This is a genomic window from Streptomyces sp. NPDC056628 (genome assembly GCF_042792555.1).
Classification (GTDB): domain Bacteria; phylum Actinomycetota; class Actinomycetes; order Streptomycetales; family Streptomycetaceae; genus Streptomyces.
The window spans coordinates 24,254-49,750 of sequence record NZ_JBHTWG010000002.1; the positions used below are offsets into that span (position 1 = coordinate 24,254).

A 25,497-nucleotide genomic window follows, 5' to 3' on the forward strand; every position below is an offset into this window, starting at 1 on the left:
GTCCCCCGACGGCGGGCCCCGCGCGGTCCTCGTGACTTTTTTCGAGACCCTAGCGGGGCGGCGATCAGGATGAGACGGGATTAGCCAACTGGAGGCAGGTGTGCAGGGCGAGGCAGATCCCCTGGCCGATTCCTTTCCGCGTGAGCGGCCCGCACGGCGGATCCTCCGTGACGAGACACTGCTCGTCCTCGCGCTCTCGCTCGGCGCGAGCGGTGTGTCCGCCCTGATCAGCTTCGTCGGGTCCGTGACGAAGCCGGGCGGCCTCAAGGACCAGGCGGCCACGCTCAACGCCTCGGCCGCGCCCGGACGTCCGTGGCTGGACCTGGCCTGGCAGCTGTTCGGGATCGCCAGCGCGCTGGTGCCCGTCGCGCTGGTCGCCCACCTCCTCATGCGGGAGGGGCGGAGCATGCGGACGATCGGCTTCGACCGCGGCCGGCCCTGGTTCGACCTGGGCCGCGGGGCGGGCGTCGCGGCGGTGATCGGCAGCACCGGGATCGCGTTCTACCTCGCCGTCCGTGAGCTCGGCTTCAACCTTACCGTGGTGCCCGAGGCGCTGCCGGACGTGTGGTGGAAGTACCCGGTGCTGATCCTTTCGGCTCTGCAGAACGCCGTCCTGGAAGAGGTCATCGTCGTCGGGTATCTGCTGCGGCGGCTCGGGCAGTTGGGCTGGACGCCCGGCACCGCCCTGGTGGCCGGCTCCGTGCTGCGCGGCTCGTACCACCTCTACCAGGGCATCGGGGGCTTCCTCGGCAACATGGTGATGGGCGTGGTCTTCGTCCTCCTCTACCGGCGCTGGGGACGCGTGGGCCCGCTGGTCGTCGCCCACGCCCTGCTCGACATCGGGGCGTTCGTCGGATACGCCCTGCTGGCCGGCCGCGTGGACTGGCTGCCGACGGCCTGATCCGGAGGGCGGGACGAAGGGGGCGTACGAACGACTCGTACGCCCCCTTCGCCGTGGCCGGCGGACGTTCCCTAGGCGTTGAGCTCGCCCTCGATGACCGTGACCGCGCGGCCGCTCAGCAGGGTGCGGTCGCCGCGCAGTTCGACGCGGACGTGACCGGGGCGGTGGGACGCCTGCAGGCCCGTGAGCTCGGTGCTGCCGAGGCGTTCGGACCAGAACGGCGCGAGGGCCGTGTGGGCGCTGCCGGTGACGGCGTCCTCGTCGACGCCGACGTTGGGGAAGAACCCGCGGCTGACGAAGTCGTGACCCCGGGCGGGGTCCTCGGCGCGGGCGGTGGCGATGACGCCGCGCCCGGAGTGCGCGCCGAGCGCCCGGAAGTCGGGGGTCAGGGCGCGGACCGTCTTCTCGTCGGCGAGTTCGACGAGCAGGTCGCCGACGTACGGGCCGGTGTCGAAGGCGCTCAGCGGTTCGGCGCCGAGGGCCTCCGCGAGCCCGTCGGGCACCGGCACCGGGGTGAGCGGGGCGGTCGGGAAGTCGAGCGTGATCGAACCGTCCGCGCGGGGCGTGGCGACGAGGACGCCGCTGCGCGTGGCGAACCGCACCGGGCCCTCGTGGGCCCCGGTGCCGTGCAGGACGTGGGCCGTGGCGAGGGTGGCGTGGCCGCACAGGGCCACCTCGGCGGCGGGCGTGAACCAGCGCAGCGCCCAGTCGGCCTCGCCGCCCTCGGGCAGCCGGTGCGCGAACGCCGTCTCGGGATGGTTGACCTCCCTGGCCACGTCCTGGAGCCAGGCGTCCGCCGGGAAGGCGTCGAGCAGCAGGACCCCCGCCGGGTTGCCGGAGAAGGGGCGGTCGGTGAAGGCGTCGACGATTCGAATCCGCATGCCGCCGACGGTAGGGGGTGCCGGGAGCGGGGGGCCAAGGCCAATCCGAGGGCGCTGGACCGGAGTCCGCTCGATCGGGCAGCTCGGAAGGGGCTTGTCGTTCCAATCTTTCCGATATATCGTTGAGGTATCGCGACTGATCAAGGATGGATGGAGTGAGGGCGATGCGTTCCCATGGATTCGAGCGTGGACACGGTGGTCACGAAGGTCGCGGCCGAGGTGGTTCGGAAGGGCGCCGTGGCGCCTTCGGGCCGTTCGGTCCGGGCTTCGGCGGACCCGGATTCGGCCCCGGCCCGTGGGGGCCGAGGGGCCGGGGCGGGCCCCGGGGGCGGGCGCGGCGCGGTGACGTACGGGCGTCGATCCTCGCCCTGCTGAAGGACCGCCCGATGCACGGCTACGAGATGATCCAGGAGATCGCCGAGCGCAGCGGCGGGGCGTGGAAGCCCAGCCCCGGCTCGGTGTACCCGACCCTTCAGCTGCTGGAGGACGAGGGTCTGATCGTCAGTGAGAGCGAGGGCGGCAAGAAGCTGTTCTCCCTGACCGAGGCGGGCCGCGAGGCGGCCGAAGCGGGCCCCGAGGCCCCGTGGGAAGAGGCTTCCCGTGGGGTCGACTGGGAGGCGCTGGGCGAGATCCGGCAGGCCGGCTTCGGTCTGATGGAGGCCTTCGGCCAGGTCTGGAAGACGGGCACCAAGGAACAGCGCGAGAAGGCGCTCGCCGTCATCGGCGAGGCCCGCAAGAAGCTGTATTTGATCCTCGCCGATGAGGACTGAGCGGTACCGCGGCCTTCCCGCCGTGACCCACAAGCGCCCCGTGGAACGATCCACGGGGCGCTTCGCGTCGCCCGGAGGGGCCCGGAGCCCTCAGGTCACCAGACCCGCCAGCCTGCGCAGCGACTCGTTCAGCGCCGCCGTCGCCGAGTCCCTGAGTTTGCCGGCCATCAGGGACACCGCCGCGCCCGTGAACTCCCCGTCGATCCGCAGGGCCGTGACCGAACCGCCGGCCTCGGGCGTCAGCGTGTACCGGGTGGTCACCGTGACCGCCATCGGTCCCTTGCCGCGGATGGCGAGCGTCCGGGCCGGCTCCAGCTCCTCGATGGTCCACTCGACCTCCGCGGGGAAGCCCATCAGCTTCATGTTCTCCTGGAAGGTCCCGCCGACCTCGAGGACCGGGGGCCCGCCGGCCGGGAAGTCCGTGTGGGTCGCGTTCCACTCGCCGTACGACGACCAGTCCGTCAGCTGTGCCCAGACCTTCTCGGCGGGGGCCTCGATGCGTGCCTCCGCGCTGACTTCGGCCATGCGACCACCTCTTCGTGTCGGGCTCGGGTGTCGCGGAACGTAGCCGTGGGGTCCGCAACATTCAATAGTGATGAACCGTCAGATCCAAGGGGGTGCCGCGGCCGGGGGCGGGACCCGGCGTCCGGCAAGGCGGCGCGCGCCGCATCGCCGTCTTCCGTCTGATCTCCTCCGCAAGGAGGAGATTTCCGTCCCCGAAGTCCACTGCCGGTGGGACGCCGGAATGGTTCCCCTCGCGGATGCCTCGGCGCGAGGTAGTTGATGGGGTGAACATGTGCAGCCCCGTATCCCCCGGCAGTCCCCCCAGGAAGAGGACTCCCGGCGCCAGGACGCCGCCCGACTCAGCGACGAGCTGGCGGCGGTGGTCTCCGGCGCCCGCCGCCGGGCGGTCCGCGACCGGGACCGGCACGCCGACACGGCCCATCTGCTGCACTCGCTCCTGGAACACGACCCGGACGTCCATGTCGTCGTCGGCGACGGGCCCCAGGTCGCCCGTCTGCTCGGCTACCTCGTCCAGCGCAGCATCGGCTACGGCCTGCGCTGGCAGGGCACCGTGGAGGACTCGGGAGCCCTGCCAGCGCAGGCCGGCGACGGTCTCTCCCCGCTGGCCGCGGACGCGATGCACGACTGCCGCCTGCGGGCCGCTCGCCGCGGCGATCCGCTGGCCCGGGGCGTCGACCTGCTCGGGGCGCTCGTACGGGATCCGCGGGCCCGCGCCGTGGAGGTGCTGCGGCGCGCCGGAGTCGACGTGGACGGCCTGCGCGCCCGGATCGACGAGGGGCACGGCGAGGAGGGGCACGGCGAGGAGGGGTACGGCGAGTTCGCACCCGGTATCGAGGGTGCGCGTTAGCCGCGTTGGTGCGCGTGCCTCCGATGTCCACCCAACGAGACAGGTGTCACCGGGGATGACGCTCATGTCAACGCCTGTCATCATGTGCCGGTGCACACGTCTGAGAGCGGCCTGGCCGGCCGCGGCAAAGGGATCGGGCTCGGTCTGGCGGTCGGCTCCGCGATCGCCTTCGGTGGGTCCGGTGTCGCGGCGAAGCCGCTGATCGAGGCGGGGCTCGACCCGCTCCACGTGGTGTGGCTGCGGGTGGCCGGCGCGGCCCTCGTGATGCTGCCGCTGGCCGTACGCCACCGGGCCCTGGTCCGCCGGAGGCCCGCCCTGCTCGCGGGGTTCGGACTGCTCGGTGTGGCCGGTGTGCAGGCGTTCTACTTCGCCTCCATCTCCCGTATCCCGGTCGGTGTCGCGCTGCTCGTGGAGTATCTGGCGCCGGCGCTCGTCCTCGGCTGGGTCCGGTTCGTGCAGCGGCGGCCCGTCACCCGTGCCGCCGCTCTCGGCGTGGTCCTCGCCGTCGGCGGCCTCGCCTGTGTCGTCGAGGTCTGGGCGGGCCTCGGCTTCGACGCCCTCGGACTGCTCCTCGCGCTCGGCGCCGCCTGCTGCCAGGTCGGCTACTTCGTCCTGTCCGACCAGGGCAGCGACTCCGGCGCCGACGTCCCGGACCCGCTCGGGGTCATCGCGTACGGCCTCCTGGTCGGCGCCGCCGTGCTCACGGTCGTCGCCCGCCCGTGGACGATGGACTGGGGCGTGCTCGGCGGCACCGCCCGCATGGACGGCACACCGGTACCGGCCGTGCTGCTGCTGGCCTGGATCGTCCTGATCGCCACCGTCGTCGCCTACGTCACCGGCGTGGTCTCGGTGCGCCGGCTCTCGCCGCAGGTCGCCGGGGTCGTCGCCTGCCTCGAGGCGGTCATCGCGACCGTGCTGGCCTGGTTCCTGCTCGGCGAGCACCTGTCCGCCCCGCAGATCGTCGGCGGTGCCGTCGTCCTGGCCGGCGCCTTCATCGCGCAGTCCTCGGCACCCGCGAAGGGCGCGCCGCAATGGGTGGCGGCCGGAGGGATCGACCCCGAGTTGTCCGCGCGGGAAAACGTCGCCTAAGGTGCGCCATCATGCCGATGACACGCGTTCTTCCGCCTCCGGCCGCCTGAGGCGGGCCCTCCGGATCGTCCGCCCGGCCGCGCCGGGCGGTGCCGTGCTGCCCGCAGACGCGTCCCCTGGACCCCGCTGAGCCGGGTCCGTACCTTCTGCAAGTCTGCGGAGAACCAATCGTGTCGAACACCGCTCTGTCCGGCCTGCCCGTCGGGCGTGGCCTGCTCTTCCTCGTCGTCGCCGGTGCCGCCTGGGGCACCGCGGGCGCCGCCGCCTCCCTGGTCTACCGGGCCAGTGACATGGGACCGGTCACGCTGTCCTTCTGGCGCTGCGCGGTCGGCTTCCTGCTGCTGCTCGCCGTCCATCTGATGCGTCCGCGCACCCGCGCGGCCGACCCCGCGCCGCTGCGGCGCCGGATGCTGCGGGCCGGGGCCACGGGTCTGGGCCTCGCCGTCTTCCAGACCGCCTACTTCGCCGCGGTGCAGGCCACCGGTCTCGCGGTGGGCACCGTCGTCACCCTCGGCGCCGGTCCCGTGTTCATCGCGCTCGGCGCCCGGCTGATGCTGGGCGAGCGGCTGGGGCGCGGGGGAGTGGTGGCCGTGGCCGGAGCGCTGGCCGGGCTCGGCGTGATGGCGCTCGGCGACGCCGGGGCGACCGTACGGCCCGCCGGTGTGCTGCTGGCGCTGCTGTCCGCGGCCGGGTACTCCGTGATGACGCTGCTGACGCGCAAGTGGGGCCGGGACGGAGGGGCCGACGCCGCCTCCACGTCCGTGTGGGCCTTCGCGGTGACCAGCGTGTGCCTGCTGCCGCTCGCCCTGGCGGAGGGGCTCGTGCCGCACGCGGCCGAACCCGCGCGGGTCGGCTGGCTCCTGCTGTACATCGCGGCCGTGCCGACCGCGCTCGCGTACGCCCTCTACTTCGCGGGCGCGGCCGCCGTGCGCTCGGCCACCGTGTCCGTGATCATGCTGCTCGAGCCGGTCAGCGCCGCGGTGCTGGCGGTGCTCCTGCTCGGTGAGCAGCTCACGGCGGCGACCTGTCTGGGCACCCTGCTGATGCTCGGGTCCGTCGTCGGGCTCGCGCTCGCGGAGGCCCGGGGAGTCCGGCGGGACCGCCCGCGCCCGGCGTGACCCCCGGGGGCCCCTTCCGTCGGGAGGGGCCCCTCGCGGTGCGGTGCTCAGCGGGTGCCGAGGTAGTCCGGGAGAGCGGTGCCGGGGGCGAGGGAGGGGTCGCCGACGGGAGTCCCGTAGCCCTTGCGCAGGGGGACGACCCCGGCCCAGTGGGGGAGGGCCAGGTCCTCGGGCTCGTCGTTGACGCCGCCGGTGCGGAGCTTGGCGGAGACCTCGTCCAGGCCGAGGCGGATCACCGCGGTGGCCGCCAGTTCCTTCTTGTTCGCCGGCCGGGAGTCGGCGGCCCGGCCGGGTACGACGTGGTCGACCAGGGCGTCCAGGGCGATCCGCTTCTCCTCGGGGTCCGTCACCTGGTGGGCGGTGCCGTGCACCACGACCGAGCGGTAGTTGATCGAGTGGTGGAAGGCGGAGCGGGCCAGGATCAGCGCGTCCACGTGAGTGACCGTCAGGCAGACGGGGAGCCCCGGGTCCGTCTCGCCGGTCATCCGCAGCGGACGGGAGCCCGTCGAGCCGTGGACGTAGAGCGTCTCGCCGACGCGGGCGAACAGCGTGGGCAGCACGACCGGGGCGCCGTCACGGACGAACCCGAGGTGGCAGACATAGGCCTCGTCGAGTATCGCGTGCACCAACTCCCTGTCGTACGACGCCCGCTGTGGGGAGCGGGTGGGGACCGTGCGGTCCGTCGGTGTGTAGGCGCCGGGCGGCGGGGTCTGCTGCTGGGTCACCTGCATGGTGCCCTCCATTGCACTAGTGCATAATGTTGTTTGTGCTAGGAGAATATCGGATCGAAGGGCGGCGCGCGACGGAGATCGCGTCGAGCGTCGAGCGCGGGGTCGGGACGGGTGAGCTGGAGCCCGGTCAACCGCTGCCGCCCATGCGGGAGCTGGCGGCGGGTCTCGGGGTGAACCCCAACACGGTCGCCGCCGCCTACCGCATCCTGCGGGAGCGCGGCGTCATCGAGACCGCGGGCCGGCGGGGCAGCCGGGTGCGGCCCAGGCCCGCCACGACCGGGCGCGAGTACATCCGGGTCGAGGCGCCCGAGGGCGTCCGGGACGTGGCGAGCGGCAATCCCGACCCGGCGCTGCTGCCGTCGCTGGCGCGGGCGTTCGCGGCCGCCGGAGAGCAGGGGGACCGGGAGCCCGTCCTGTACGGCGCCGACCCCGTGGAGCCGGAGCTGGCGCGCCTCGCGCGGACGGCCCTGGACGCCGACGGGGTGCCGTCCGGTCCGCCGGCCGTCGCCTCGGGCTCCCTCGACGCCATCGAACGCGTCCTGGAGGCCCACCTCAAGCCCGGCGACACCGTCGCCGTCGAGGACCCCGGCTGGGGCGCCCTGCTCGACCTGGTCCCGGCCCTGGGGCTGCGGCTCGCCCCGGTGGGCGTCGACGACGACGGACCGCTGCCCGAGGACGTACGGCGGGCCCTCGCCTCGGGCGCGCGGGCACTGATCGTCACCGACCGTATGCAGAACCCCACCGGCGCCGTGGTGAGCGCCCCGCGCGCGCGTGCCCTGCGCTCCGTACTGCGGGACCATCCCGACGTGCTGCTGATCGAGGACGACCACGGGCACGGGATCGTCGACCTGCCCCTGCACCACCTCGCGGGCGGGACGCGGCACTGGGCCTTCGTCCGCTCGGTCGCCAAGGCGTACGGACCGGACCTGCGCCTCGCCGTGCTCACCGGCGACGACGTCACCGTGGACCGGGTGCGCGGGCGGCAGCGCCTCGGAGCCGGCTGGGTGAGCAGGCTGGTGCAGCGGGCGGTGGTACGGCTGTGGACCGACGGCGGACACGACCCGGCGGCCGTGGCGGCGGCGTACGGCGAACGCCGGGACCTGCTGCTGCGGGCCCTGGCCGAGCGGGGGATCGAGGCCCACGGGCGCAGTGGCCTGAACGTCTGGGTCCCGGTGCCCGACGAGACCGGAGCCGTCTCGCGCCTGCTCCACGCCGGCTGGGCGGTCGCCCCGGGCGCCCGCTTCCGCACCTCGGCCCCGCCCGGCATCAGGGTCACCACGTCGACCCTGCGCCCGGAGGAGGCCGGCCCCCTGGCGGACGCGGTGGCGGCGGCGGTGGGCCGGGCACCGGTACGGAGCTATGTCTGAGTGCTCGGTCGTGTCCTGCCGGTCGCGCCCGGCCTGATCGGCGCGACACCCCCAGGGGCGCCGCCCCGTCCGGTCAGGTGCCCCGCTTCACCTGTGTCAGTGCCGCGCCCGCCAGGACGATCACCGCTCCGACCGGGGTCGACCACGCGAGGGACTCGCCCAGGACGGCCACGCCCGCCGCCGTGGCGATGACTGGGATGAAGTACGTGACCATCTGGGCCGTCGTCGGACCGACCTCGGCGACCAGTCCGTACTGGATCAGCACCGCCAGTCCGGTGCCGAGCGCGCCCAGGGCGACCACGGCCAGCGAGGGGAGCAGCGGGAAGCGGGTCGGGAGGGACGTGAACAAGGGTGTGACGACCGCCAGTTGCACCGTGGCCAGCAGCAACTGGGCGCCGGTGAGCGCCAGGTGCGAGGAGCCGTTCCCGGCCAGTGTGCGGCGGACGTAGATCCAGCCGATCGGGTAGCTCAGCGAGGCCAGGAGCGCCATCGCCGTACCCCTGGCGTCCAGCCCGTCGAACCCCTGCCAGGCGCCCAGCACCGTCAGCACGCCGACGAAACCGATCCCCAGCCCGGCGACCCGCACGCGCGTGGGCCGGTCCTCGGAGAGCGCGACCATCGACAGGGCCATGCCCCACAGCGGCGAGGTGGCGTTGCAGATGCCGGCGAGCGTCGACGGGATCGTCAACTCGGAGTACGCGAACAGCGAGAACGGCAGCGCGTTCAGCAGGAACGCGGCCACCGCCAGATGCCCCCACGTACGCGCCCCGCGCGGCAGCCGCTCCCGCTTGACCGCCATCGCCGCCGCCAGCACCGCGGTACCGAACACCAGCCGCCCCAGCGTGACCTGGAAGGGGGCGTACCCATCGGTGCCCACCTTGATCAGCAGAAAGCTGAAGCCCCAGATCAGCGAGAGGGCGGCGAACCGCAGACGCCAGCCGAGGCGAGGACGGGGGCGGGGGAGGTCCGGTGCCGCGGTGGGAATGGGCGGGGTGGTGGCGGTGGTCATGACCCTACGATGCGGCACGATGATCTCGTAGCACAATCGAGATTTCGCGCACGATATCTCGTAGCATCGCTTACATGTTGAACCTGGAGCGCCTGCGCACCCTCGACGCCCTCGCCCGGCACGGCTCGGTCAGCGGTGCGGCCGAGGGGCTGCACATCACGACCTCGGCCGTCTCCCAGCAGATGTCCAAGCTGGAGCGCGAGGTCGGCCAGAGGCTCCTCGCCAAGAACGGCCGGGGCGTGCGGCTCACCGACGCCGGGCGGCTGCTCGCCGAGCACGCGGCGCGCATCCTGTCCCAGGTCGAACTGGCCCAGTCCGACCTGGAGGCGCAGCGCGGGCAGGTGGTCGGCGAGCTGCGGCTCGTCGCTTTCCCCACCGCCCTGCGCGGGCTCTTCCCCGCCGCGCTCACCGCCCTGCGCGCCGAGCACCCGGCGCTGCGCGTGCGGTCACGGGAGCTGGAGCCCGAGGGAGGGGTCGCCGCGGTGGTCCGCGGGGACGCCGACCTCGCCGTCGTCCTCGACTGGCACAACAAGCCCCTGCCGATGCCCGAGGGGCTCGCCAAGGCGTCCATCCTCAAGGACCGTGTGGAGATCGCCATGCCCGAGGGGCACCCGCTGGCGGAGCGCGCCGAGGTCACCATGGAGGACTTCGCGGACGACGAATGGGTCGCCTGGCCCGAGGGCGAGTTCTGCCACGAGTGGCTGCTCTACACCCTGCGCACCGAGGGCATCGAGCCACGCATCGCCCACCGCGCCGAGGAGCACCACACCCAACTGGCCCTCGTCGCCGCCGGACTGGGCGTCTGTGTGGCGCCCCGGCTCGGCCGCGACCCCATGCCGCCCGGGGTGCGGGCGGTGCCGGTGCGCGAGAGCGTCCACCGGCACGTCTACGCCGTGTGGCGCGCGGACGCGGACCGCCGCCCGTCGATCCGGGCGGCGGTGCGGGCGCTGCGCTCGGCGGCGGAGGACGCCGTCTGACGGGCTCGCGGACCCGCTACGCCGACCCCAGCTTCCGGAAGTCCCAGGACACGATCCTCTCCGGGGTCAGCCGGACCCAGGCGTGCCGCCCGTCGTGCGGCATCTCCTCGATGCCGAAGTTCTTGCGGGCGAACAGCGTCTCCGGCACGTCGAGTTCGGCGCACAGCTCGCCCACGCGCGGGGCCTCGCCCACGAACTCGACCGTGCCGGACAGCTCCACACCGCGCAACTGCTCGTACTCCTCGCCCGTGTCGACAACGATCGCGACCCGGGGATCGCGGCGCAGATCGGCCCAGCGTTTGCTGCGGACCACCGAGTACAGCCACAGCGACGTGCCGTCCCACGCGAACCACAGGGCGCTGACATGCGGAAAGCCGTCGGCGGACACCGTGGCGACCCGGCAGGTGCGCTGTTCGGTGAGGAACGCGTCCAGCTCGCCCGGAGACATCATGATCTTCCGGCCCCGGCGCTGAGTGACGGTCATACGGCCCTCTCTTCTCCCACGTCGTGCCAGAGGAGAGATCCTCTGACATCACGTCAGAAAAGGATGAGTCGTCTTCCGTCCCCACGCAATGGTGACTACCCTCGCGGCCCACGCCGCCGTCGGCCCCTGGGGGAGACCATGCCGCCGCACGCCGAGCTCGACGACCTCCTCGACCCCGCGACCACCGTCCTGCTCACCGTCGAGTGCCAGAACGGCGTCGTCGGCCCCCACAGCGCCCTGCCCGAACTCGCCGACGAGGCACGCGGATCGGGCGCCCTCACGCAGGTCGCCCGGCTGGTGGCCGGCGCCCACGCGAGCGGGGTGCAGGTGATCCACGCGATCGCCGAACGCCGCCCGGACGGCCGCGGCGCCAACCGCAACGCCCGGCTCTTCCGCGCCGCCGAACGGCTCCCCGTCCGGCAGCTGTCCGGCACCGACGCGGTCCGCGTGGCGGCGCCGATCGAGGTCGCCGAACAGGACCTCGTCGTACGCCGCCTGCACGGCCTGTCCCCGATCCAGGGCACCGAGGTCGACGCCCTCCTGCGCAACCTCGGCTGCCGCACGCTCGTCGTCGCCGGCGTCTCGGCCAACGTGGCCGTGCCCAACGCCGTCCTCGACGCGGTGAACCGGGGCTATGCCGTGGTCGTGCCGCGGGACGCCATCGCGGGGGTGCCCTCCTCGTACACCCCCGCGATGGTCGCCCACACCCTCGCGCTCGTCGCCACCGTCGTCACCACGGACGAGGTCCTGGACCGACTCGCGCGGGCGCCGCGCGTCAGGCCAGCGTGATGGAGTCGCCGGACACGCTGATCTTCTTCGTGGTCAGCGGCTGGGTCGCCGGGCCCTTCTTCACGCTGCCGTCCAGGACGGAGAACTGGCTGCCGTGACAGGCGCAGGACAGCGTGTCCTCCTTGAGGTCCGTCATCGGGCAGTTCTGGTGGGTGCAGATCGTCGAGAACGCCTTGAAGTCCCCGGCCGCGGGCTGCGAGACGACCACCTTCTCGGCGTCGAAGACCTTGCCGCCGCCCTCCGGGATGTCCGCCGTCTTCGCGAGGGCGGCACCGCCGCCCGCCGCCGCTCCCTGCTCCGTGGACGAGCCGGACGCCTCGTCCTCGGATCCGCACGCGGTCAGCGCGACGGCGAGCCCCGCCGCGCCCACCGCCGCCACGACGGTACGGCGGCTCGGGCCCGGCATCGGCTGAACTGATTCGCTGGTCATGCTGACGTTTCCTTCCGGTCACTCGTGATCTGCCGAGAGGTACGGTCCCTGGGGACCCCTTGTTCAGACGCTGCGGAAATCCTGTCGTGCCGGACCTCGGGCGCGGGTAAAGGGGAGCTGTCGGTCCGCTGTCGACCGCTGTCGGTCCGCTGTCGGCGCGGCGGCGACCGGGCCCCCTGCCCACGCTCCGACGCCAGTAACCTGGGGCGATGCTCAAGGAAGTCATCGCGACCCGCTACATCACGCCGCTGCGTGAGGGCGGCTCGCTGCCGGGACTCGTCGAGGCCGACGACTTCGGGACCTACGTCATGAAGTTCACCGGGGCCGGTCAGGGGCGCAAGACACTCGTCGCGGAGGTCGTCTGCGGCGAACTCGCCCGCCGGCTCGGCCTGCGGGTGCCCCGGCTGGTCACGATGGAACTCGACCCGGTGCTGGGGCTCGGCGAACCCGAGCAGCAGGTGCAGGACCTGCTCCGGTCCAGCGGGGGCACCAACCTCGGCATGGACTTCCTCTCCGGCGCGCTGGGCTTCGACCCGCTCGCCTTCGAGGTGAGCCCCGAGGAGGCGGGCCGCGTCCTGTGGTTCGACGCGCTGGTGAACAACGTCGACCGCTCCTGGCGCAACCCCAACCTGCTGATGTGGCAGGGCGAACTGTGGCTCATCGACCACGGCGCCACGATGATCTGGCACCACAACTGGCCCGGCGCCGAGGCATCCGCCGCCCGCCCCTACGACGCCTCGGACCACGCCCTGGCCCGGTTCGCGCCGGACGTCGCGGCCGCCGCGGCCGACCTCGCGCCCCGCGTCACCGAAGACCTGCTGACGGAGGTCACCGCGGAGATCCCGGACGCCTGGCTGGCCGGCGAGCCCGGCTTCGCCACCACTGGCGACCTGCGGCGGGCTTACGCGCGACCGCTGCTCGCGCGCGCGGCCGCCGTCCACGAGCGCATCACCGGGATCGAGGAGGTCGCGTGAGCGAGCGGCACATCCACATGGCGGGCCACGTCGTCGAGCGCCACATCATCCGGGGCGGCGAGGCCAACGAACGGGACGTCTTCGAGTACGCCCTGCTGCGGGTCGTCCCCCGGATCGAGCGCGGCGAGTGCGTCAACGCCGGCATCCTCGTGTACTGCCGGGCCCGCGGCTATCTCGGGGCCCGCACCCACCTCGACGAGCGGCGGCTGCTCGCCCTGGACCCGGACGCGGACGTGGCGGGCGTACGGGCCGCCCTCGACGCGGTCGAGCGCGTCTGCGGCGCCGGCGAGGAGGCGGGACAGGCCGCCGGCGACGACGCGGGACGCCGTTTCCGCTGGCTGATCGCGCCCCGCTCGACCGTCGTGCAGCCGGGGCCCGTGCACACCGGGCTCACCCTCGACCCGGCGGCCGAGACCGAACGGCTGCTCGACCGGCTGGTGCGGTGACGGACGGGTAATGGATCACATGCGCGCGGTGGCCGTTGACACCGCGTGCCAGGACTTCTAGCGTCACGTCCATCGAAGGTACTAAGCGGTCGCTCACCTGAGGAGAGTCACTGATGTCCACCACTGAGCAGCGGGTCGCCGTCGTCACCGGCGGAGCGCGCGGCATCGGCGCCGCCACCGCCGTACGGCTGGCGGCCGAGGGCCGCGCGGTCGCCGTCATCGACCTCGACGAGGCCGCCTGCAAGGACACCGTGGAGAAGATCACCGCGGCCGGCGGCAAGGCCCTCGCGGTCGGCTGCGACGTCTCGGACGAGGCCCAGGTCGAGGCGGCGGTCGCCCGTATCGCCGACGAGCTCGGCGCCCCGACGATCCTCGTCAACAACGCCGGTGTGCTCCGTGACAACCTGCTGTTCAAGATGAGCGTCTCCGACTGGGACACCGTCATGAACGTGCACCTGCGCGGCGCCTTCCTGATGTCGAAGGCCTGCCAGAAGCACATGGTGGACGCGGGCTTCGGTCGTATCGTCAACCTCTCGTCGTCCTCGGCGCTCGGCAACCGCGGCCAGGTCAACTACTCCGCCGCCAAGGCCGGTCTGCAGGGCTTCACCAAGACGCTCGCCAAGGAGCTCGGCAAGTTCGGCGTCACCGCCAACGCGGTCGCCCCCGGCTTCATCGCCACCGAGATGACCAAGGCCACCGCCGACCGGGTCGGCATGGGCTTCGAGGACTTCAAGGCCGCCGCCGCCACCCAGATCCCGGTGGCCCGCGTGGGTGAGCCCGAGGACATCGCCAACGCCATCGCCTTCTTCACCGGCGAGGCCGCCGGCTTCGTCTCCGGCCAGGTCCTGTACGTGGCCGGCGGACCGCTCGACTAGGGATCAGGGATACGCGGAAATGACAGACATGACTGAACTGCCCGCACTCTCCGGCAAGGTCGCCCTCATCACGGGCGCCAGCCGAGGCATCGGCTACGGCGTCGCCGAGGCGCTCGTCGCCCGCGGCGACCGCGTCGTCATCACCGGCCGCAACGAGGACGCCCTCAAGGAGGCCGTCGAGCAGCTCGGCGCCGACCGGGCCGTCCACGTGGTCGGCAAGGCACACGACGAGGCCCACCAGGCCGTCGCCGTCGAGCGCGCCATGGAGGCGTTCGGCCGGATCGACTACCTGGTCAACAACGCCGGCACCAACCCGGTCTTCGGGCCGATCGCCGACCTCGACCTCGGGGTCGCGCGCAAGGTGTTCGAGACCAACGTGGTCTCGGCGCTCGGCTTCGCGCAGAAGACGTGGCACGCCTGGCAGAAGGACAACGGCGGCGCGATCGTCAACATCGCCTCCGTCGCCGGCATCGCGCCCTCGCCGTTCATCGCCGCCTACGGCGTCAGCAAGGCCGCGCTGATCAACCTCACCCAGCAGCTCGCGCACGAGTTCGCGCCCAGGGTGCGGGTCAACGCCATCGCGCCGGCCGTCGTGAAGACGAAGTTCGCCGAGGCCCTGTACGAGGGCCGGGAGGAGGAGGCCGCCGCGGCCTACCCGCTGGCCCGCCTCGGCGTGCCGTCCGACATCGGCGGCGCCGCCGCGTTCCTCACCTCCGACCAGTCCGACTGGGTCACCGGGCAGACGCTCGTCGTCGACGGCGGCATCTTCCTCAACGCCGGCGTCGGCTGATCCACACCGCTCCGGCACGGTCATCCGCCGGCCCGACAAGGGCGCCGCTGTACGACAGTGGCGCCCTTGTCGGTGTATCGCACGATCGGTGAACCGCTGACAACGTAGTCAAACCACATGCGCAAAAGTGCTCCCAAGACGAGAGGTTCACAGGCCGTGAGCCTGCGGTATGTTTTGCCGACCCTTGGTATGGCAGATCGAGGAGCGTGCGCGTGTTCAAGCGGATCCGACGCCTGCGGCAGGTGGCGGCCATCGCGTCCATAACGTCCCTGGTGGCTGGATGCGGTGTCCTCTCCTCCGACTCCTCGGAGGAGCAGGGCCCGATCATCGTGGGGACGACGGCCGCCCCCAGCACCCTCGATCCCGCTGCGGCCTGGGACAGTTCCTGGGAGTTGTTCCGCAACATCTACCAGACGCTGCTCAGTTACCCGTCCGGGGCGAGCGCGCCCGAACCGGACGCCGCGGAGGAGTGCCGGTTCACGGACGGATCCAACAAGAAGTTCCAGTGCGAACTGCGCGAGGGTCTGAAGTTCTCCGACGGGCACAAGCTCGACGCCCAGGCCGTGAAGTACTCGATCGACCGCATCCGGAAGATCAACGTCAACGGCGGCCCGGCCGGTCTGCTCGGCAGCCTCGACCGTGTCCAGGTGCTCAACGACCGCGAGGTCGTCTTCCACCTCAACAAGGCCGACGCGACCTTCCCGTTCGTGCTCGCCACACCCGCCATGTCGATCGTGGACCCCGAGGAGTACCCGGCCGGCAAGCTGCGCGAGGAGCGCTCGATCGTCGGGTCCGGCCCGTACGACCTCCAGTCGTACGACGAGGGCAAGCAGGCCGAACTCGTCAAGAACGACACCTACAACGGGTACGCGGAACGCAAGAACGACGCGGTCACCATCCGCTACTTCCAGGACTCGCCCACCATGGTCGGCGCGCTGCGCGACAAGGAGCTCGACGTCGCCTTCCGCGGTCTCGCCGCCGACGACATCGTCGCCCTCCAGGCCGACGACAAGGACGAGCTCCAGATCACCGAGGGCTTCGGCACCGAGATCAACTACCTGGTGTTCAACCCGAAGGACCCCACGGCCGGCAAGGCCGCCGTCCGCAAGGCCATCGCCCAGGTCGTCGACCGCCCGGCGATCGCCCACAAGGTCTACAAGGACACCGTCGAGCCGCTGTACTCGATGGTCCCCAAGGGCCTGACCGGCCACACCACCGGCTTCTTCGACGACTTCGGCGACCCCAGCACGGCCAAGGCCCGCAAGATCCTCACCGAGGAGGGCATCTCGGCCCCGGTGTCGCTCACCCTCTGGTACACCAGCGACCGCTACGGCTCCGCGACCAAGGCCGAGTTCGAGGAGCTGAAGCGCCAGCTGGAGAAGTCCGGGCTGTTCCGGATCACCCTCAAGAGCCGGCCGTGGAAGACGTACGTCTCCGGCTACCAGAAGGGCGAGTACCCGGTGTTCGGGCGCGGCTGGTTCCCCGACTTCCCGGACGCCGACAACTTCATCGCGCCCTTCGTCGGCAACCAGAACGCCCTCGGCACGCCCTATGTGACGCCGAAGATCACCGAGACGCTGCTGCCCAACTCCCGCGCCCAGAGCGACCGGGCCAACGTCGTCAAGGACTTCGAGGAGGCCCAGCGCATCCTCGTCGACGACGCGCGGCTGCTGCCGCTGTGGCAGGGCCGCCAGTACGTGGCCTCCAGCACGGAGATCTCCGGGTCCGAGCGGGCCCTCGACCCGTCGACGATCATGATGGTGGGCGAGCTGTACCGCAAGACGAGCTGGTAGTCACACCCTGCACCGGAGCACCGGCCGGTACGTGCGGTCCGCGAGGCGATTGTCAGTGGGCGCCTGTAGGTTCGGAGAACCGACAGCGGCCACCGGCCGCGTGGACCGCACACCGTCCACCGCACACCGTTAGGAAGTCGACGTGACCGACATCGCCATGCTGCCCGAGTCCTGGCGCGGGGTTCTGGGTGACGAACTGCAGCAGCCCTACTTCAAGGAGCTCACGGAGTTCGTCGAGGAGGAGCGGGCGAAGGGTCCCGTCTACCCGCCGCGCGAGGAGGTCTTCGCCGCCCTCGACGCGACGCCGTACGACAAGGTCAAGGTGCTCGTCCTCGGCCAGGACCCGTACCACGGCGAGGGCCAGGGGCACGGGCTGTGCTTCTCGGTCCGCCCCGGGGTCAGGACACCGCCGTCGCTGCGCAACATCTACAAGGAGATGCACGAGGAGCTCGGCCTCCCCATCCCCGACAACGGCTATCTGATGCCCTGGGCCCAGCAGGGCGTCCTGCTGCTCAACGCCGTGCTGACGGTCCGCGCCGGCGAGGCCAACTCGCACAAGGGCAAGGGCTGGGAGAAGTTCACCGACGCCGTGATCCGGGCCGTGGCGAGCCGCCCCGACCCCGCGGTGTTCGTCCTGTGGGGCAACTACGCGCAGAAGAAGCTCCCCCTCATCGACGAGGCGCGGCACGTGGTCGTCAAGGGCGCCCACCCCTCGCCCCTGTCGGCGCGCAAGTTCTTCGGCTCCCGCCCGTTCACCCAGATCAACGAGGCCGTGGCCCGGCAGGGCCACGAGGCGATCGACTGGCGTATCCCCGACCTCGGCTGATCCGCCGCGGGGCCGTCGGCTACGGCGTCTCGCCCAGACACCGCTCCAGCCGGCGGATCTCCGCCCGCACCCCGTCCCCGTAGCCGTCGTCCCCCAGCGCTCCCGCCGCGCCCCGCGCCCGGCGCAGATGGGCCCGCGCCGCCTCGGCGCGGTCGAGCTTGACGTAGTCGGCCGCCAGATTCAGATGCAGCGAGGGGTACAGCGCCTTCAGCGCGGGGACGCTCCGGGGAGTCGCGGTGGACCCCTCGCGGCCCGCGCTCTCCGCCTCGGTCAACGCCCGCAGGTCCCAGGCCAGTTCGTCGGCGGGATCGTCGTGGGTGTCGGCCAGGTAGTGGGCCAGGGTGCAGCGGTGCAGCGGGTCGCCGTCCGCGCCGAGCTCGGTCCACAGGTCGAGCAGGCGGCGCCGGGCCTCCTCGCGGTCACCGGCGTGGTGCAGCAGGACGACCTGCCCGATCCGGGTCAGCACGGCATCGGACGCCGTGCGCTCCTGTCGCTCCGTCACCGTGTCCTCCTGGCCCTCGTCGGCTGGGTCCCCGCCGACGCTAGCCGCCCGTACCGGCGATCCCGGTCAGGCGGCCCCGTACCGCCGCGGGGCGTGGCCGGTCCGGCTCACCGGCCGTACGCCTGCTCGCAGATCCGCGCCTCCTGGCTGTCCGGCCGCCAGCCGCCGTACCTCCGGCCGAGCGCGCAGACGTCGGCGTTCGCCCCGGCCTCCCCGGGGAGCCGGCGCGCCACGTCGGGCACGGTGACACGCGGCTCGCGCGGGGCGCCGGGAGCCGGGTGGCGCGGGGCCTGCCGCTCGGGCCGTGGGCGGGGGGCCGCCGGTGCCGGCCGGGAGGTGTGCGACGGTGACGAAGGCGCGGTGGACCTCGCCGGATCGGGGCGGCGGGACGGGCCGACGAGCGCCAGCGCCTCGGAGGCCGGCGCCTGGACGACCTCGGGCCGGGTGTGCCCGGTCGGGTGGAGCGGGGCGGGCCGCGCGGGTGTCGCCCGGGGCGCGGGGGCCGCCGGGGCCTGGACCGTCGTACAGCCCGTGAGGGCCGAGACGGCCGCGGTGACCAGAAGGGTCGCGGTGGTCGTCGATCGATGCATCCGCTCCACTCTGGTGGGTGCCGGGGCCGGCCGGGGAGCGGACAGGCGGAGGTTGCACCGCACGGGTGATCTCCGGCCCCGTACGGGCGGCCCCGACCCCCTCAGGGTGACGTCAGTCGCCGGTCGCGCCGTCGATCCGCTCGCGCAGCAGGTCGGCGTGCCCGTTGTGCCGGGCGTACTCCTCGATCATGTGCGTGTAGATCCAGCGCAGGTTGTAGCGCTCGCCGGTCCGGGCGTGGGCGCCCTCCGAGATGTCGTCCAGGCCGAAGCGCGCGGCGTGGTGCCGGGCCCGGTCGATCTCCGCCTGCCAGCCGGCGCGGGCGTCCTCCCAGGAGTCGGCGGGGGAGAAGTGGAAGTCGCCGTCGGGGTCGGCGTCGCTGTAGTAGACCGGCCCCGCGTCCTCGGCGGCGAGGACCCGCCGGAACCAGCTCCGCTCCACCTCCGTCATGTGCCGGACCAGGCCCATCAGGCTCAGCTCCGACGGCTCGGCGGAGGCGGTGCGGAGCTGGTCCTCGGTCAGGCCCTCGCACTTCCACGCCAGGGTCTGCCGGTGGTACTCCAGCCAGCCCTCCAGCATGGTGCGCTCGTCGGCGGTCGTGGGGGGTTCACGGCGTTCGGTCGTCATCGGAGCATGATCGCCCAACTCGGCTTCGGTGAACAGGAGTTTTCCCGGAACCGGGGTCAGGTTCCGGACATCCCGGCGAGCAGTTCGCGCAGTCCGGCCCGGACCTCCTCCAGGCTCGGCACCTCGGAGCTGAAGGAACCGGCCACACAGCTGAACATCAGGCCGTCCGCCCAGGCGAGGAGGGACAGCACCTGCCGGCCGGGGGCCAGTGAGCCCGCCGCGGTCAGCAGCGCGCCGAGCTGGTCGCGGAAGGCGCGGCCCGTCGCGTCGAAGTACGTGCGCAGCTCGGGACGGCGCGTGGCCTCCAGGGCCAGCTCGTAGCGGGCCAGTGTCAGCTCGCGGTTGCGGGTCAGCGAGCGGTGGGTGGCCAGGGCCAGCCCGTCGGCCAGGGCGTCGAGGCCGCCGCGCGGGTCCGGCATCTCCTCCAGGGCCAGCACCCGCGCCTCGCGCTCCGCCAGCCGGCGCACCGCCAGCTCCAGCAGGGCCTGCCGGGTGCGGGCCACGTTGGACGTCGAGCCCTGCGGCAGTTCCGCGGCCTCGTCGACCGCCCGGTGGGTGAGCCCGCGCATGCCTCGCTCGGCCAGCAGCGCGAGAGCGGTGTCGGCGACGAGATCGGCGCGAGCGGCGGACGTGGTGCGTACGGACATGGAGGTCAACCTACCGCTCGCACTACGCCTGTAGTACGGTCGAGACACGGACACTACATCTGTAGTAAGACCGGGGAGGACCGTCATGGCACCCACGAGGCGGGCCGTCGTGATCGGCGGCGGGATCGGCGGCCTGACCGCGGCCGCCGCACTGCACCGGAGAGGCTGGGCCGTCACCGTCCTGGAGCGGGCCCCCAGCCTGGAGCCGGTCGGAGCCGCCATCTCCCTGACCCCCAACTCCCTGCGCGCCCTCGACGTCATCGGGGCGGGCGACGAGATCCGCGACCTCGCCGCCTGGCAGGGCGACGGCGGCCTGCGCACCCCGTCCGGACGCTGGCTCGCGCGGACCGACGCCGACGCCGTGACCCGGCGCTTCGGCGGCCCCCTCGTGCTGCTGCACCGCGCCACCCTCGTCACCAGCCTCGCCGCACGGCTCCCGGCGGGCGCCGTGCACACGGCGACGACGGCCACGGTCACCGACCCCGGCGAGGCCGGACGCCCCGCCCGCGTCGGCACCCCCGACGGCGAGCTGGAGGCCGAGCTGGTCGTGGCCGCCGACGGCATCCGGTCCGCCGTACGGGGCGTGCTCTTCCCCGACCACCCAGGGACCGCCTACTCCGGATTCACCACCTGGCGGCTCGTGATCCCCGTGCCCGGCGCCGCGTTCGCCTCCCACGAGACCTGGGGCCCGGGCCGCATCTGGGGTTCCCATCCACTGAAGGACGGCCGCGTGTACGCCTACGCCGCCGCGGTCACCCCCGCCGGAGGGCGGGCCGCCGATGACGAGAAGGCCGAACTGCTGCGCCGCTACGGCGACTGGCACGCCCCGATCCCCGCGATCCTCGCCGCCGCCCGACCCGACGACGTCCTGCGGCACGACGTGCACCACATCGCCGAGCCCCTGCCCGCCTACCACCGCGGCCGGGTCGCCCTCGTCGGCGACGCCGCACACGCCATGCCGCCGACCCTGGGCCAAGGCGGCAACCAGGCCGTCGAGGACGCCGTGGTCCTCGCCCACCACGCCGACGACCTCGCCGCCTACACAGCCGCCCGTGTGCCGAGGACGACGGCCATCGCCCGCCAGGCCGTCCGGGCCGCGCGGCTCGACATGATGACCGGCCGGGCCGCCGTCGCCGTACGGAACACCGCGCTGGCCGCCGTGTCCAAGGCGGCGCCGCTGCTGCTCCTGAAGAGCTTCGAGGGCATCGCCGACTGGCGGCCGCCGCAGGCGCCGTATGCTGCCCCGAAGACCCCGGACGGCAACCACCCAAGGAGCACACCCCCGTGAAGGTCGGCTGCATCGGACTCGGTGACATCGCGCAGAAGGCCTACCTGCCGGTGCTCGGGGTTCAGCCGGGCGTCGAACTGCACCTCCAGACGCGTACGCCCGCCACGCTCACCCGCGTCGCCGACGGCCTGCACCTCCCGGACGCCCAGCGTCACGCCGACCTCGACTCGCTGCTGTCCGCCGGGCTGGACGCCGCGTTCGTGCACGCGTCGACCGTGGCGCACCCGGAGATCGTGACCCGGCTGCTGGAGGCGGGGGTGCCGACCTACGTCGACAAGCCGCTCGCCTACCGGCTGGCCGACTCCGAGCGGCTGGTGACGCTCGCCGAGGAGCGCGGGGTGAGCCTCGCGGTCGGCTTCAACCGGCGCTACGCCCCCGGCTACGCCCAGTGCGCCGACCACCCGCGCGAGCTGATCCTCATGCAGAAGAACCGCGTCGGCCTCCCCGAGGAGCCGCGCGCGATGATCCTCGACGACTTCATCCACGTCGTGGACACCCTGCGCTTCCTGGTGCCCGGACCCGTGGACGACGTGACGGTGCGCGCCCGCACCGAGGGCGGGCTGCTCCACCACGTCGTGCTGCAGCTCTCCGGGGAGGGTTTCACCGCGCTCGGCGTGATGAACCGGCTCAGCGGGTCCACCGAGGAGATCCTGGAGGTCTCCGGGCAGGACACCAAGCGGCAGGTCCTCAACCTCGCCGAGGTCGTCGACCACAAGGGCCAGCCGACGGTGCGGCGGCGCGGCGACTGGGTGCCGGTCGCCCGCCAGCGCGGCGTCGAGCAGGTGGCGCTGGCCTTCCTCGACGCCGTGCGGGCCGGCAAGGTGCTCAGCGCCAGGGACGCGCTGGCCACCCACGAGCTGTGTGAGCGGGTAGTACTGGCGGTTCAGGAGCAGGCTGCCTGAACCGGGGCCGCAGACCGCGCGTCGCCTCGCCCAGACACCACAGGGCCACGAGCAGCACCGCCGCGTGCAGCGGCCAGTCGCCGAACCGGACGTACGGCGTGACACCGTCGGCCAGCGGCACCTCGAAGACGGCGCTCGCGCTCTCGCTCGTCCCCAGCCAGGACCCGACGCGCTCCCCGCCCGGGCCGTACACGGCGGACACGCCGGTCAGCGTCGCGTGCACCACGGGCCGGCCCGTCTCGGCGGCCCGCAGCGCGGCCAGCGAGGCGTGCTGCTCGGGCGCCCAGCTCTGCTGGAACGTCGACGTCGCCGACTGGGCGATCAGCACGTCGGCGCCGTCGTCCGCGAGGTGGCGGCTCATGTCGGCGAAGGCGGACTCGAAGCAGACCATCGGGCCGACGCGCAGGCCGTGTCCGACGTCCATCACCACCTGCTCGGTGCCCTGCCTGCGGTCCTCGGCGGCAGCCTTGCCGACCGAGGTCGCCCAGCCCATCAGGGAGCGCAGCGGGATGTACTCGCCGAACGGCACCAGCCGCATCTTGTCGTAGCGGTCACCTGTCGGGCCGTCGGGGCCGACCAGGACCGAGCTCTTGTAGATGCCGGGCCGGTCGGAGCGCCGCGCGTCCACGTTCACCAGGACGTCCGCCCCGGTCTCACGGGACAGGGCGGCGAGCCGGCGCGACAGATCCCGCCGGTCGGCCAGATCGAAACCGACGCTGCTCTCGCCCCACACGACCAGATCGATGTCCTGGGTCGCCAGTTCGCGCGTGAGCCGCTCCTCACGGTCGAACCGCACGTCCGGGCCCTTCACGACGCCCGGCTGCACGACCGCGATCCGCACCCGGTCGTCGACGTCGGGGCGCGGCGCCCACATCCAGGCCGCCGACGTGCCCACGGCCGCCGCGGTCAGCCCGGCCAGCGCCGGGACGCGTGCCGCACGCTCCGTCAGCAGCACGGCGAACGCCACGTTGACCGCCACCACCAGGAAGCTGATCAGCCACACCCCGCCCACCGAGGCGAGCCGCAGCGCCGGGCGCACCTCCCACTGACTGGCGCCCAGCACGCCCCACGGCCCGCCGAGCCCCTGCCAGGAGCGCACCAGCTCGATCAGCAGCCAGCTCGACGGCAGCAGGACGAGCGCCGCCGCGGCCCGCGGCGGCGCCTGGCCCGCGCCGAGTAGACGGTGCACCAGCCAGCCCCACGGCGCCCACAGCGCGCCCAGCAGGGCGGCGATGACGAACGTGAAGACGTGCAGGTTCGGCAGCAGCCAGTGGTGCATCGCCAGCATGAAGCCGAACCCGCCCCACCAGCCGTCGTGTGCCGCGCGCCGGCTGGTCGGCGCACCGCGCAGCAACACGATCCACGGGATCAGCGCGACGTACGCGAACCACCAGAGCGAGAGCTGCGGAAAGGCGAGCACGGGCAGGGCGCCGAGCAGTGCGGCGATGGCCGAGCGCCGCCACGGTGAGGCGAGCCGGCGACTGGTCGTCTTCATGCAGCGCCTCCTACCCCGTGGTCCTTACAGTGTGCGCACAGGACCGCGGCCGGACAGCCGGCCGCCGCCGGTCAGCCGGTACCCGCCGGCGCGGGCCGCCCCGGCCGGCGGCGCCACTTCTCCTCGATGACGACCTCGAGCAGACGCCAGCCGTCGTCGACGCGGACCAGCCGGAAGGCGTACCGGCCGCCGCTGACGAAGTCCGGGCCCCCCGCGCCCTCGCCCCCGGCGTCCTCGCCCCCGGCCGTGGCGAGCCGCATCGGATTGACGTAGTCCGCCCGTACCTCCGCGGTGTCCCCGACGTCCTGATCGAGGACGCCGAAGCGCACCCGGCGGTTGACGATCAGGTGCTGCCGTACCGAGAAGGCCCGCATGCTCTCGGCCAGCCACGCGGCGACCGTCCCGGCGCCTCCCTCCACACCCCCGGCCGAGCGGTAGTCGGCGCGGCCACCCGGGGCGAACAGTCCGCAGTACGCCTCCCAGTCGCCGTCGTCCACGGCCACCGCGTACTCGGTGACCAACTCGTCGACGGCCAGCCGGTCCCTGAGGGTGGCGAGCTCCACACGCTGCGTCATCGGCTCAGTGTTGGGCATGGGACGCGGTGCGCCAAGAGGGCGTGCGGGGATATCCGAAGGCCGGGCTACTCCCCGGTGCCGGTGGGCACGGCGGCCGAGGGGATCACGGGCACCGCCGAGTTGGGGTCGACACCGGCGAAGGCCAGGCCGATGACGAACCCCGCCACCTCCTCCAACTGGCGGACACGGTCCAACGTCCCCAGAGTCGCCGGGATCCCGCCCACGTCCCGGACCAGGTCGCCGACGGCCTTCAGGGCTGCCGGGTCGTCGCCGCACATCGCCACCGTCACCGGGGTCTTGGCGCTGCCGGGTGACGCGGCCCACCGGTCGGCGGGGAAGAGGTGGAACGCCTTCACGACCCGGGCGCCCGGGGCGAGACGGGCGATACGCCTCGCCGCGGACTCGCCGGGGCCGACGAGGAGCGCGCCGACGCCGTGCGCCACGGCGTTCGTCGGGTCGATGAGCGGCGTCCCGTCGAGCGCGCCCTCCGGGGCACCCGCGAGGCGCAGCATGTTCTCGATTCCGCCCCACGTCACGGCGAGCAGCACCGCGTCCCGCCCGTCGACCGCCTCACGCGGCGCGACGGCCTCCACCGCGTCGCCTGTCTGTCGGGCGACCCGCTCGGCCTTCGCCCGCGACCGCCCGGCGACCGCCACTTCGTGCCCCGCCCGCGCCCAGGCCGTGGCCAGGGCCGTCGCGAGAGTCCCCGTGCCCAGAATCCCGATGCGCATCGTCTCCGCCTCTCCCGTCGGTCAGCCGTGCTTCGCCGCTGAAGGACGCTAGGCGAGCCCATGCGCACCGATCGGTGCGCGAGGAGAGCGGGATGATGTGCTCGCCATGACCGAACACGACGCCCACTGCCAGGAGTTCGTCGCCGACTGCCGGGTCCGCGCGGCCACGGACCTCTTCACCCACACCTGGGACCCGGTGGTCCTGGCCGCCCTGAGCGAGGGGAGGCGCCGGCGCCACGCGCTGCGCACGGCGATCGGCGGCATCAGCGACAAGGCGCTCACCGACGCCCTGCACCGCCTGCTCGCCACCGGCCTGATCGAACGCCACGCGCACGCGGAGGTGCCGCCCCGTGTCGAGTACGCCCTGACTCCCCTGGGCCGCAGCCTGGTCGAGGGCCCGATGGCGGCTCTGGGCCGCTGGGCCCTGGACCACGGCGACGCATTGCTGGAGGCACGGGAGCGGGGGGCCGGGCATTGAACCGGCAACCCCGTCGAGCGGGTTGGCCCGGGGGTGGATCAT

At 73.0% G+C, this 25,497-nt stretch carries 30 protein-coding genes; 17 read left to right on the forward strand and 13 right to left on the reverse strand.

Annotated features, from left to right (window positions below; all coding sequences use genetic code 11):
- Positions 1–100: 100 nt before the first annotated feature.
- Entirely contained in the window at positions 101–901 is an 801-nt protein-coding gene (locus tag ACFRAC_RS03415; protein ID WP_382919985.1) for a CPBP family intramembrane glutamic endopeptidase, read from the forward strand.
- Positions 902–972: 71 nt separating this feature from the next.
- Here ACFRAC_RS03415 and ACFRAC_RS03420 read toward each other — a convergent pair whose 3' ends face one another.
- Positions 973–1,782 (reverse strand): PhzF family phenazine biosynthesis protein, encoded by an 810-nt coding sequence (locus ACFRAC_RS03420; RefSeq protein ID WP_382919987.1) that lies wholly within the window; start codon positions 1,780–1,782, stop codon positions 973–975.
- 164 nt (positions 1,783–1,946) lie between these two features.
- On the opposite strand from ACFRAC_RS03420, the gene ACFRAC_RS03425 reads away from it, so the two are divergent.
- The gene (locus tag ACFRAC_RS03425) at positions 1,947–2,552 is read left to right on the forward strand and encodes a PadR family transcriptional regulator (RefSeq protein WP_382919990.1); all 606 of its coding nucleotides are present in this window, start codon (positions 1,947–1,949) and stop codon (positions 2,550–2,552) included.
- A 90-nt stretch (positions 2,553–2,642) separates the two neighbouring features.
- Here ACFRAC_RS03425 and ACFRAC_RS03430 read toward each other — a convergent pair whose 3' ends face one another.
- A complete protein-coding gene (locus ACFRAC_RS03430) occupies positions 2,643–3,077 on the reverse strand; it encodes an SRPBCC family protein (protein WP_382919993.1) in 435 nt (144 codons plus the stop codon).
- A 271-nt stretch (positions 3,078–3,348) separates the two neighbouring features.
- On the opposite strand from ACFRAC_RS03430, the gene ACFRAC_RS03435 reads away from it, so the two are divergent.
- The 3 genes from ACFRAC_RS03435 to ACFRAC_RS03445 all read left to right on the forward strand — a co-directional run bounded on the left by ACFRAC_RS03435 (position 3,349) and on the right by ACFRAC_RS03445 (position 6,131).
- Positions 3,349–3,924, forward strand: a complete 576-nt coding sequence (locus ACFRAC_RS03435; RefSeq protein ID WP_382919996.1) for a Clp protease N-terminal domain-containing protein — start codon at positions 3,349–3,351, stop codon at positions 3,922–3,924.
- Positions 3,925–4,008: 84 nt separating this feature from the next.
- On the forward strand, positions 4,009–5,013 hold the full coding sequence (locus ACFRAC_RS03440) for a DMT family transporter (protein ID WP_382919999.1): 1,005 nt from the start codon (positions 4,009–4,011) through the stop codon (positions 5,011–5,013).
- A 170-nt stretch (positions 5,014–5,183) separates the two neighbouring features.
- Entirely contained in the window at positions 5,184–6,131 is a 948-nt protein-coding gene (locus ACFRAC_RS03445; RefSeq protein WP_382920002.1) for a DMT family transporter, read from the forward strand.
- Between the two features lie 47 nt (positions 6,132–6,178).
- Here the strand turns inward: ACFRAC_RS03445 and ACFRAC_RS03450 are convergent, their stop codons facing one another.
- Positions 6,179–6,862, reverse strand: coding sequence for a pyridoxamine 5'-phosphate oxidase family protein (locus tag ACFRAC_RS03450; RefSeq protein ID WP_382920005.1), 684 nt, complete (start codon positions 6,860–6,862; stop codon positions 6,179–6,181).
- A gap of 35 nt (positions 6,863–6,897) precedes the next feature.
- Between ACFRAC_RS03450 and ACFRAC_RS03455 the strand changes: the two genes are divergently transcribed.
- The gene (locus ACFRAC_RS03455; protein WP_382920007.1) at positions 6,898–8,229 is read left to right on the forward strand and encodes an aminotransferase class I/II-fold pyridoxal phosphate-dependent enzyme; all 1,332 of its coding nucleotides are present in this window, start codon (positions 6,898–6,900) and stop codon (positions 8,227–8,229) included.
- Positions 8,230–8,302: 73 nt separating this feature from the next.
- Here ACFRAC_RS03455 and ACFRAC_RS03460 read toward each other — a convergent pair whose 3' ends face one another.
- Positions 8,303–9,238 (reverse strand): DMT family transporter, encoded by a 936-nt coding sequence (locus ACFRAC_RS03460; RefSeq protein WP_382920010.1) that lies wholly within the window; start codon positions 9,236–9,238, stop codon positions 8,303–8,305.
- A 74-nt stretch (positions 9,239–9,312) separates the two neighbouring features.
- Here ACFRAC_RS03460 and ACFRAC_RS03465 point away from each other — a divergent pair, with 74 nt between their 5' ends.
- A complete protein-coding gene (locus ACFRAC_RS03465; RefSeq protein ID WP_361346234.1) occupies positions 9,313–10,215 on the forward strand; it encodes a LysR family transcriptional regulator in 903 nt (300 codons plus the stop codon).
- A gap of 16 nt (positions 10,216–10,231) precedes the next feature.
- Here ACFRAC_RS03465 and ACFRAC_RS03470 read toward each other — a convergent pair whose 3' ends face one another.
- Positions 10,232–10,699, reverse strand: a complete 468-nt coding sequence (locus ACFRAC_RS03470) for a pyridoxamine 5'-phosphate oxidase family protein (protein WP_382920014.1) — start codon at positions 10,697–10,699, stop codon at positions 10,232–10,234.
- A 138-nt stretch (positions 10,700–10,837) separates the two neighbouring features.
- Between ACFRAC_RS03470 and ACFRAC_RS03475 the strand changes: the two genes are divergently transcribed.
- The gene (locus tag ACFRAC_RS03475; protein ID WP_382920015.1) at positions 10,838–11,488 is read left to right on the forward strand and encodes a cysteine hydrolase family protein; all 651 of its coding nucleotides are present in this window, start codon (positions 10,838–10,840) and stop codon (positions 11,486–11,488) included.
- Here the strand turns inward: ACFRAC_RS03475 and ACFRAC_RS03480 are convergent.
- Positions 11,475–11,918, reverse strand: coding sequence for a Rieske (2Fe-2S) protein (locus tag ACFRAC_RS03480; RefSeq protein WP_382920017.1), 444 nt, complete (start codon positions 11,916–11,918; stop codon positions 11,475–11,477). The genes ACFRAC_RS03475 and ACFRAC_RS03480 overlap by 14 nt on opposite strands.
- 209 nt (positions 11,919–12,127) lie before the next feature.
- On the opposite strand from ACFRAC_RS03480, the gene ACFRAC_RS03485 reads away from it, so the two are divergent.
- The 6 genes from ACFRAC_RS03485 (at position 12,128) to ung (ending at position 17,622) form a co-directional block, all read left to right on the forward strand.
- Positions 12,128–12,892, forward strand: a complete 765-nt coding sequence (locus ACFRAC_RS03485) for a HipA family kinase (RefSeq protein ID WP_382920019.1) — start codon at positions 12,128–12,130, stop codon at positions 12,890–12,892.
- Complete coding sequence (locus ACFRAC_RS03490; RefSeq protein ID WP_382920022.1) at positions 12,889–13,338, forward strand: DUF3037 domain-containing protein; 450 nt, start codon at positions 12,889–12,891, stop codon at positions 13,336–13,338. Before ACFRAC_RS03485 ends, ACFRAC_RS03490 begins: the two co-directional genes overlap by 4 nt.
- Positions 13,339–13,451: 113 nt before the next feature.
- Entirely contained in the window at positions 13,452–14,213 is a 762-nt protein-coding gene (fabG, locus tag ACFRAC_RS03495) for a 3-oxoacyl-ACP reductase FabG (RefSeq protein WP_361346224.1), read from the forward strand.
- 28 nt (positions 14,214–14,241) lie between these two features.
- On the forward strand, positions 14,242–15,003 hold the full coding sequence (locus ACFRAC_RS03500) for an SDR family oxidoreductase (RefSeq protein ID WP_382921109.1): 762 nt from the start codon (positions 14,242–14,244) through the stop codon (positions 15,001–15,003).
- Between the two features lie 212 nt (positions 15,004–15,215).
- Positions 15,216–16,796: an ABC transporter substrate-binding protein gene (locus ACFRAC_RS03505; RefSeq protein WP_382920025.1), complete on the forward strand. Its 1,581-nt coding sequence runs from the start codon at positions 15,216–15,218 to the stop codon at positions 16,794–16,796.
- A 142-nt stretch (positions 16,797–16,938) separates the two neighbouring features.
- Positions 16,939–17,622, forward strand: a complete 684-nt coding sequence (ung, locus tag ACFRAC_RS03510) for a uracil-DNA glycosylase (RefSeq protein WP_382920028.1) — start codon at positions 16,939–16,941, stop codon at positions 17,620–17,622.
- A 19-nt stretch (positions 17,623–17,641) separates the two neighbouring features.
- Here the strand turns inward: ung and ACFRAC_RS03515 are convergent, their stop codons facing one another.
- From ACFRAC_RS03515 to ACFRAC_RS03530, 4 genes are all read right to left on the reverse strand, one after another.
- Entirely contained in the window at positions 17,642–18,124 is a 483-nt protein-coding gene (locus ACFRAC_RS03515; protein ID WP_382920030.1) for a hypothetical protein, read from the reverse strand.
- Between the two features lie 107 nt (positions 18,125–18,231).
- The gene (locus tag ACFRAC_RS03520; RefSeq protein ID WP_382920033.1) at positions 18,232–18,714 is read right to left on the reverse strand and encodes a hypothetical protein; all 483 of its coding nucleotides are present in this window, start codon (positions 18,712–18,714) and stop codon (positions 18,232–18,234) included.
- Between the two features lie 112 nt (positions 18,715–18,826).
- Positions 18,827–19,339: a DinB family protein gene (locus ACFRAC_RS03525; protein ID WP_382920035.1), complete on the reverse strand. Its 513-nt coding sequence runs from the start codon at positions 19,337–19,339 to the stop codon at positions 18,827–18,829.
- Positions 19,340–19,395: 56 nt separating this feature from the next.
- Entirely contained in the window at positions 19,396–19,986 is a 591-nt protein-coding gene (locus tag ACFRAC_RS03530) for a TetR/AcrR family transcriptional regulator (protein ID WP_382920038.1), read from the reverse strand.
- A gap of 85 nt (positions 19,987–20,071) precedes the next feature.
- On the opposite strand from ACFRAC_RS03530, the gene ACFRAC_RS03535 reads away from it, so the two are divergent.
- Positions 20,072–21,274 carry an FAD-dependent oxidoreductase gene (locus ACFRAC_RS03535; RefSeq protein WP_382920041.1) on the forward strand — a complete coding sequence of 401 codons (1,203 nt, stop codon included), beginning with the start codon at positions 20,072–20,074 and terminating at the stop codon, positions 21,272–21,274.
- Positions 21,271–22,176, forward strand: a complete 906-nt coding sequence (locus ACFRAC_RS03540) for a Gfo/Idh/MocA family protein (protein ID WP_382920043.1) — start codon at positions 21,271–21,273, stop codon at positions 22,174–22,176. Before ACFRAC_RS03535 ends, ACFRAC_RS03540 begins: the two co-directional genes overlap by 4 nt.
- Here the strand turns inward: ACFRAC_RS03540 and lnt are convergent.
- The 3 genes from lnt to ACFRAC_RS03555 form a co-directional block, all read right to left on the reverse strand.
- Positions 22,100–23,671 carry an apolipoprotein N-acyltransferase gene (gene lnt, locus ACFRAC_RS03545; protein WP_382920046.1) on the reverse strand — a complete coding sequence of 524 codons (1,572 nt, stop codon included), beginning with the start codon at positions 23,669–23,671 and terminating at the stop codon, positions 22,100–22,102. The genes ACFRAC_RS03540 and lnt overlap by 77 nt on opposite strands.
- Positions 23,672–23,742: 71 nt before the next feature.
- Positions 23,743–24,246 (reverse strand): nuclear transport factor 2 family protein, encoded by a 504-nt coding sequence (locus ACFRAC_RS03550; protein WP_382920050.1) that lies wholly within the window; start codon positions 24,244–24,246, stop codon positions 23,743–23,745.
- Between the two features lie 65 nt (positions 24,247–24,311).
- The gene (locus tag ACFRAC_RS03555) at positions 24,312–24,977 is read right to left on the reverse strand and encodes an NADPH-dependent F420 reductase (protein ID WP_382920053.1); all 666 of its coding nucleotides are present in this window, start codon (positions 24,975–24,977) and stop codon (positions 24,312–24,314) included.
- Positions 24,978–25,083: 106 nt separating this feature from the next.
- On the opposite strand from ACFRAC_RS03555, the gene ACFRAC_RS03560 reads away from it, so the two are divergent.
- On the forward strand, positions 25,084–25,455 hold the full coding sequence (locus ACFRAC_RS03560) for a winged helix-turn-helix transcriptional regulator (RefSeq protein WP_382920056.1): 372 nt from the start codon (positions 25,084–25,086) through the stop codon (positions 25,453–25,455).
- Positions 25,456–25,497: the final 42 nt, after the last annotated feature.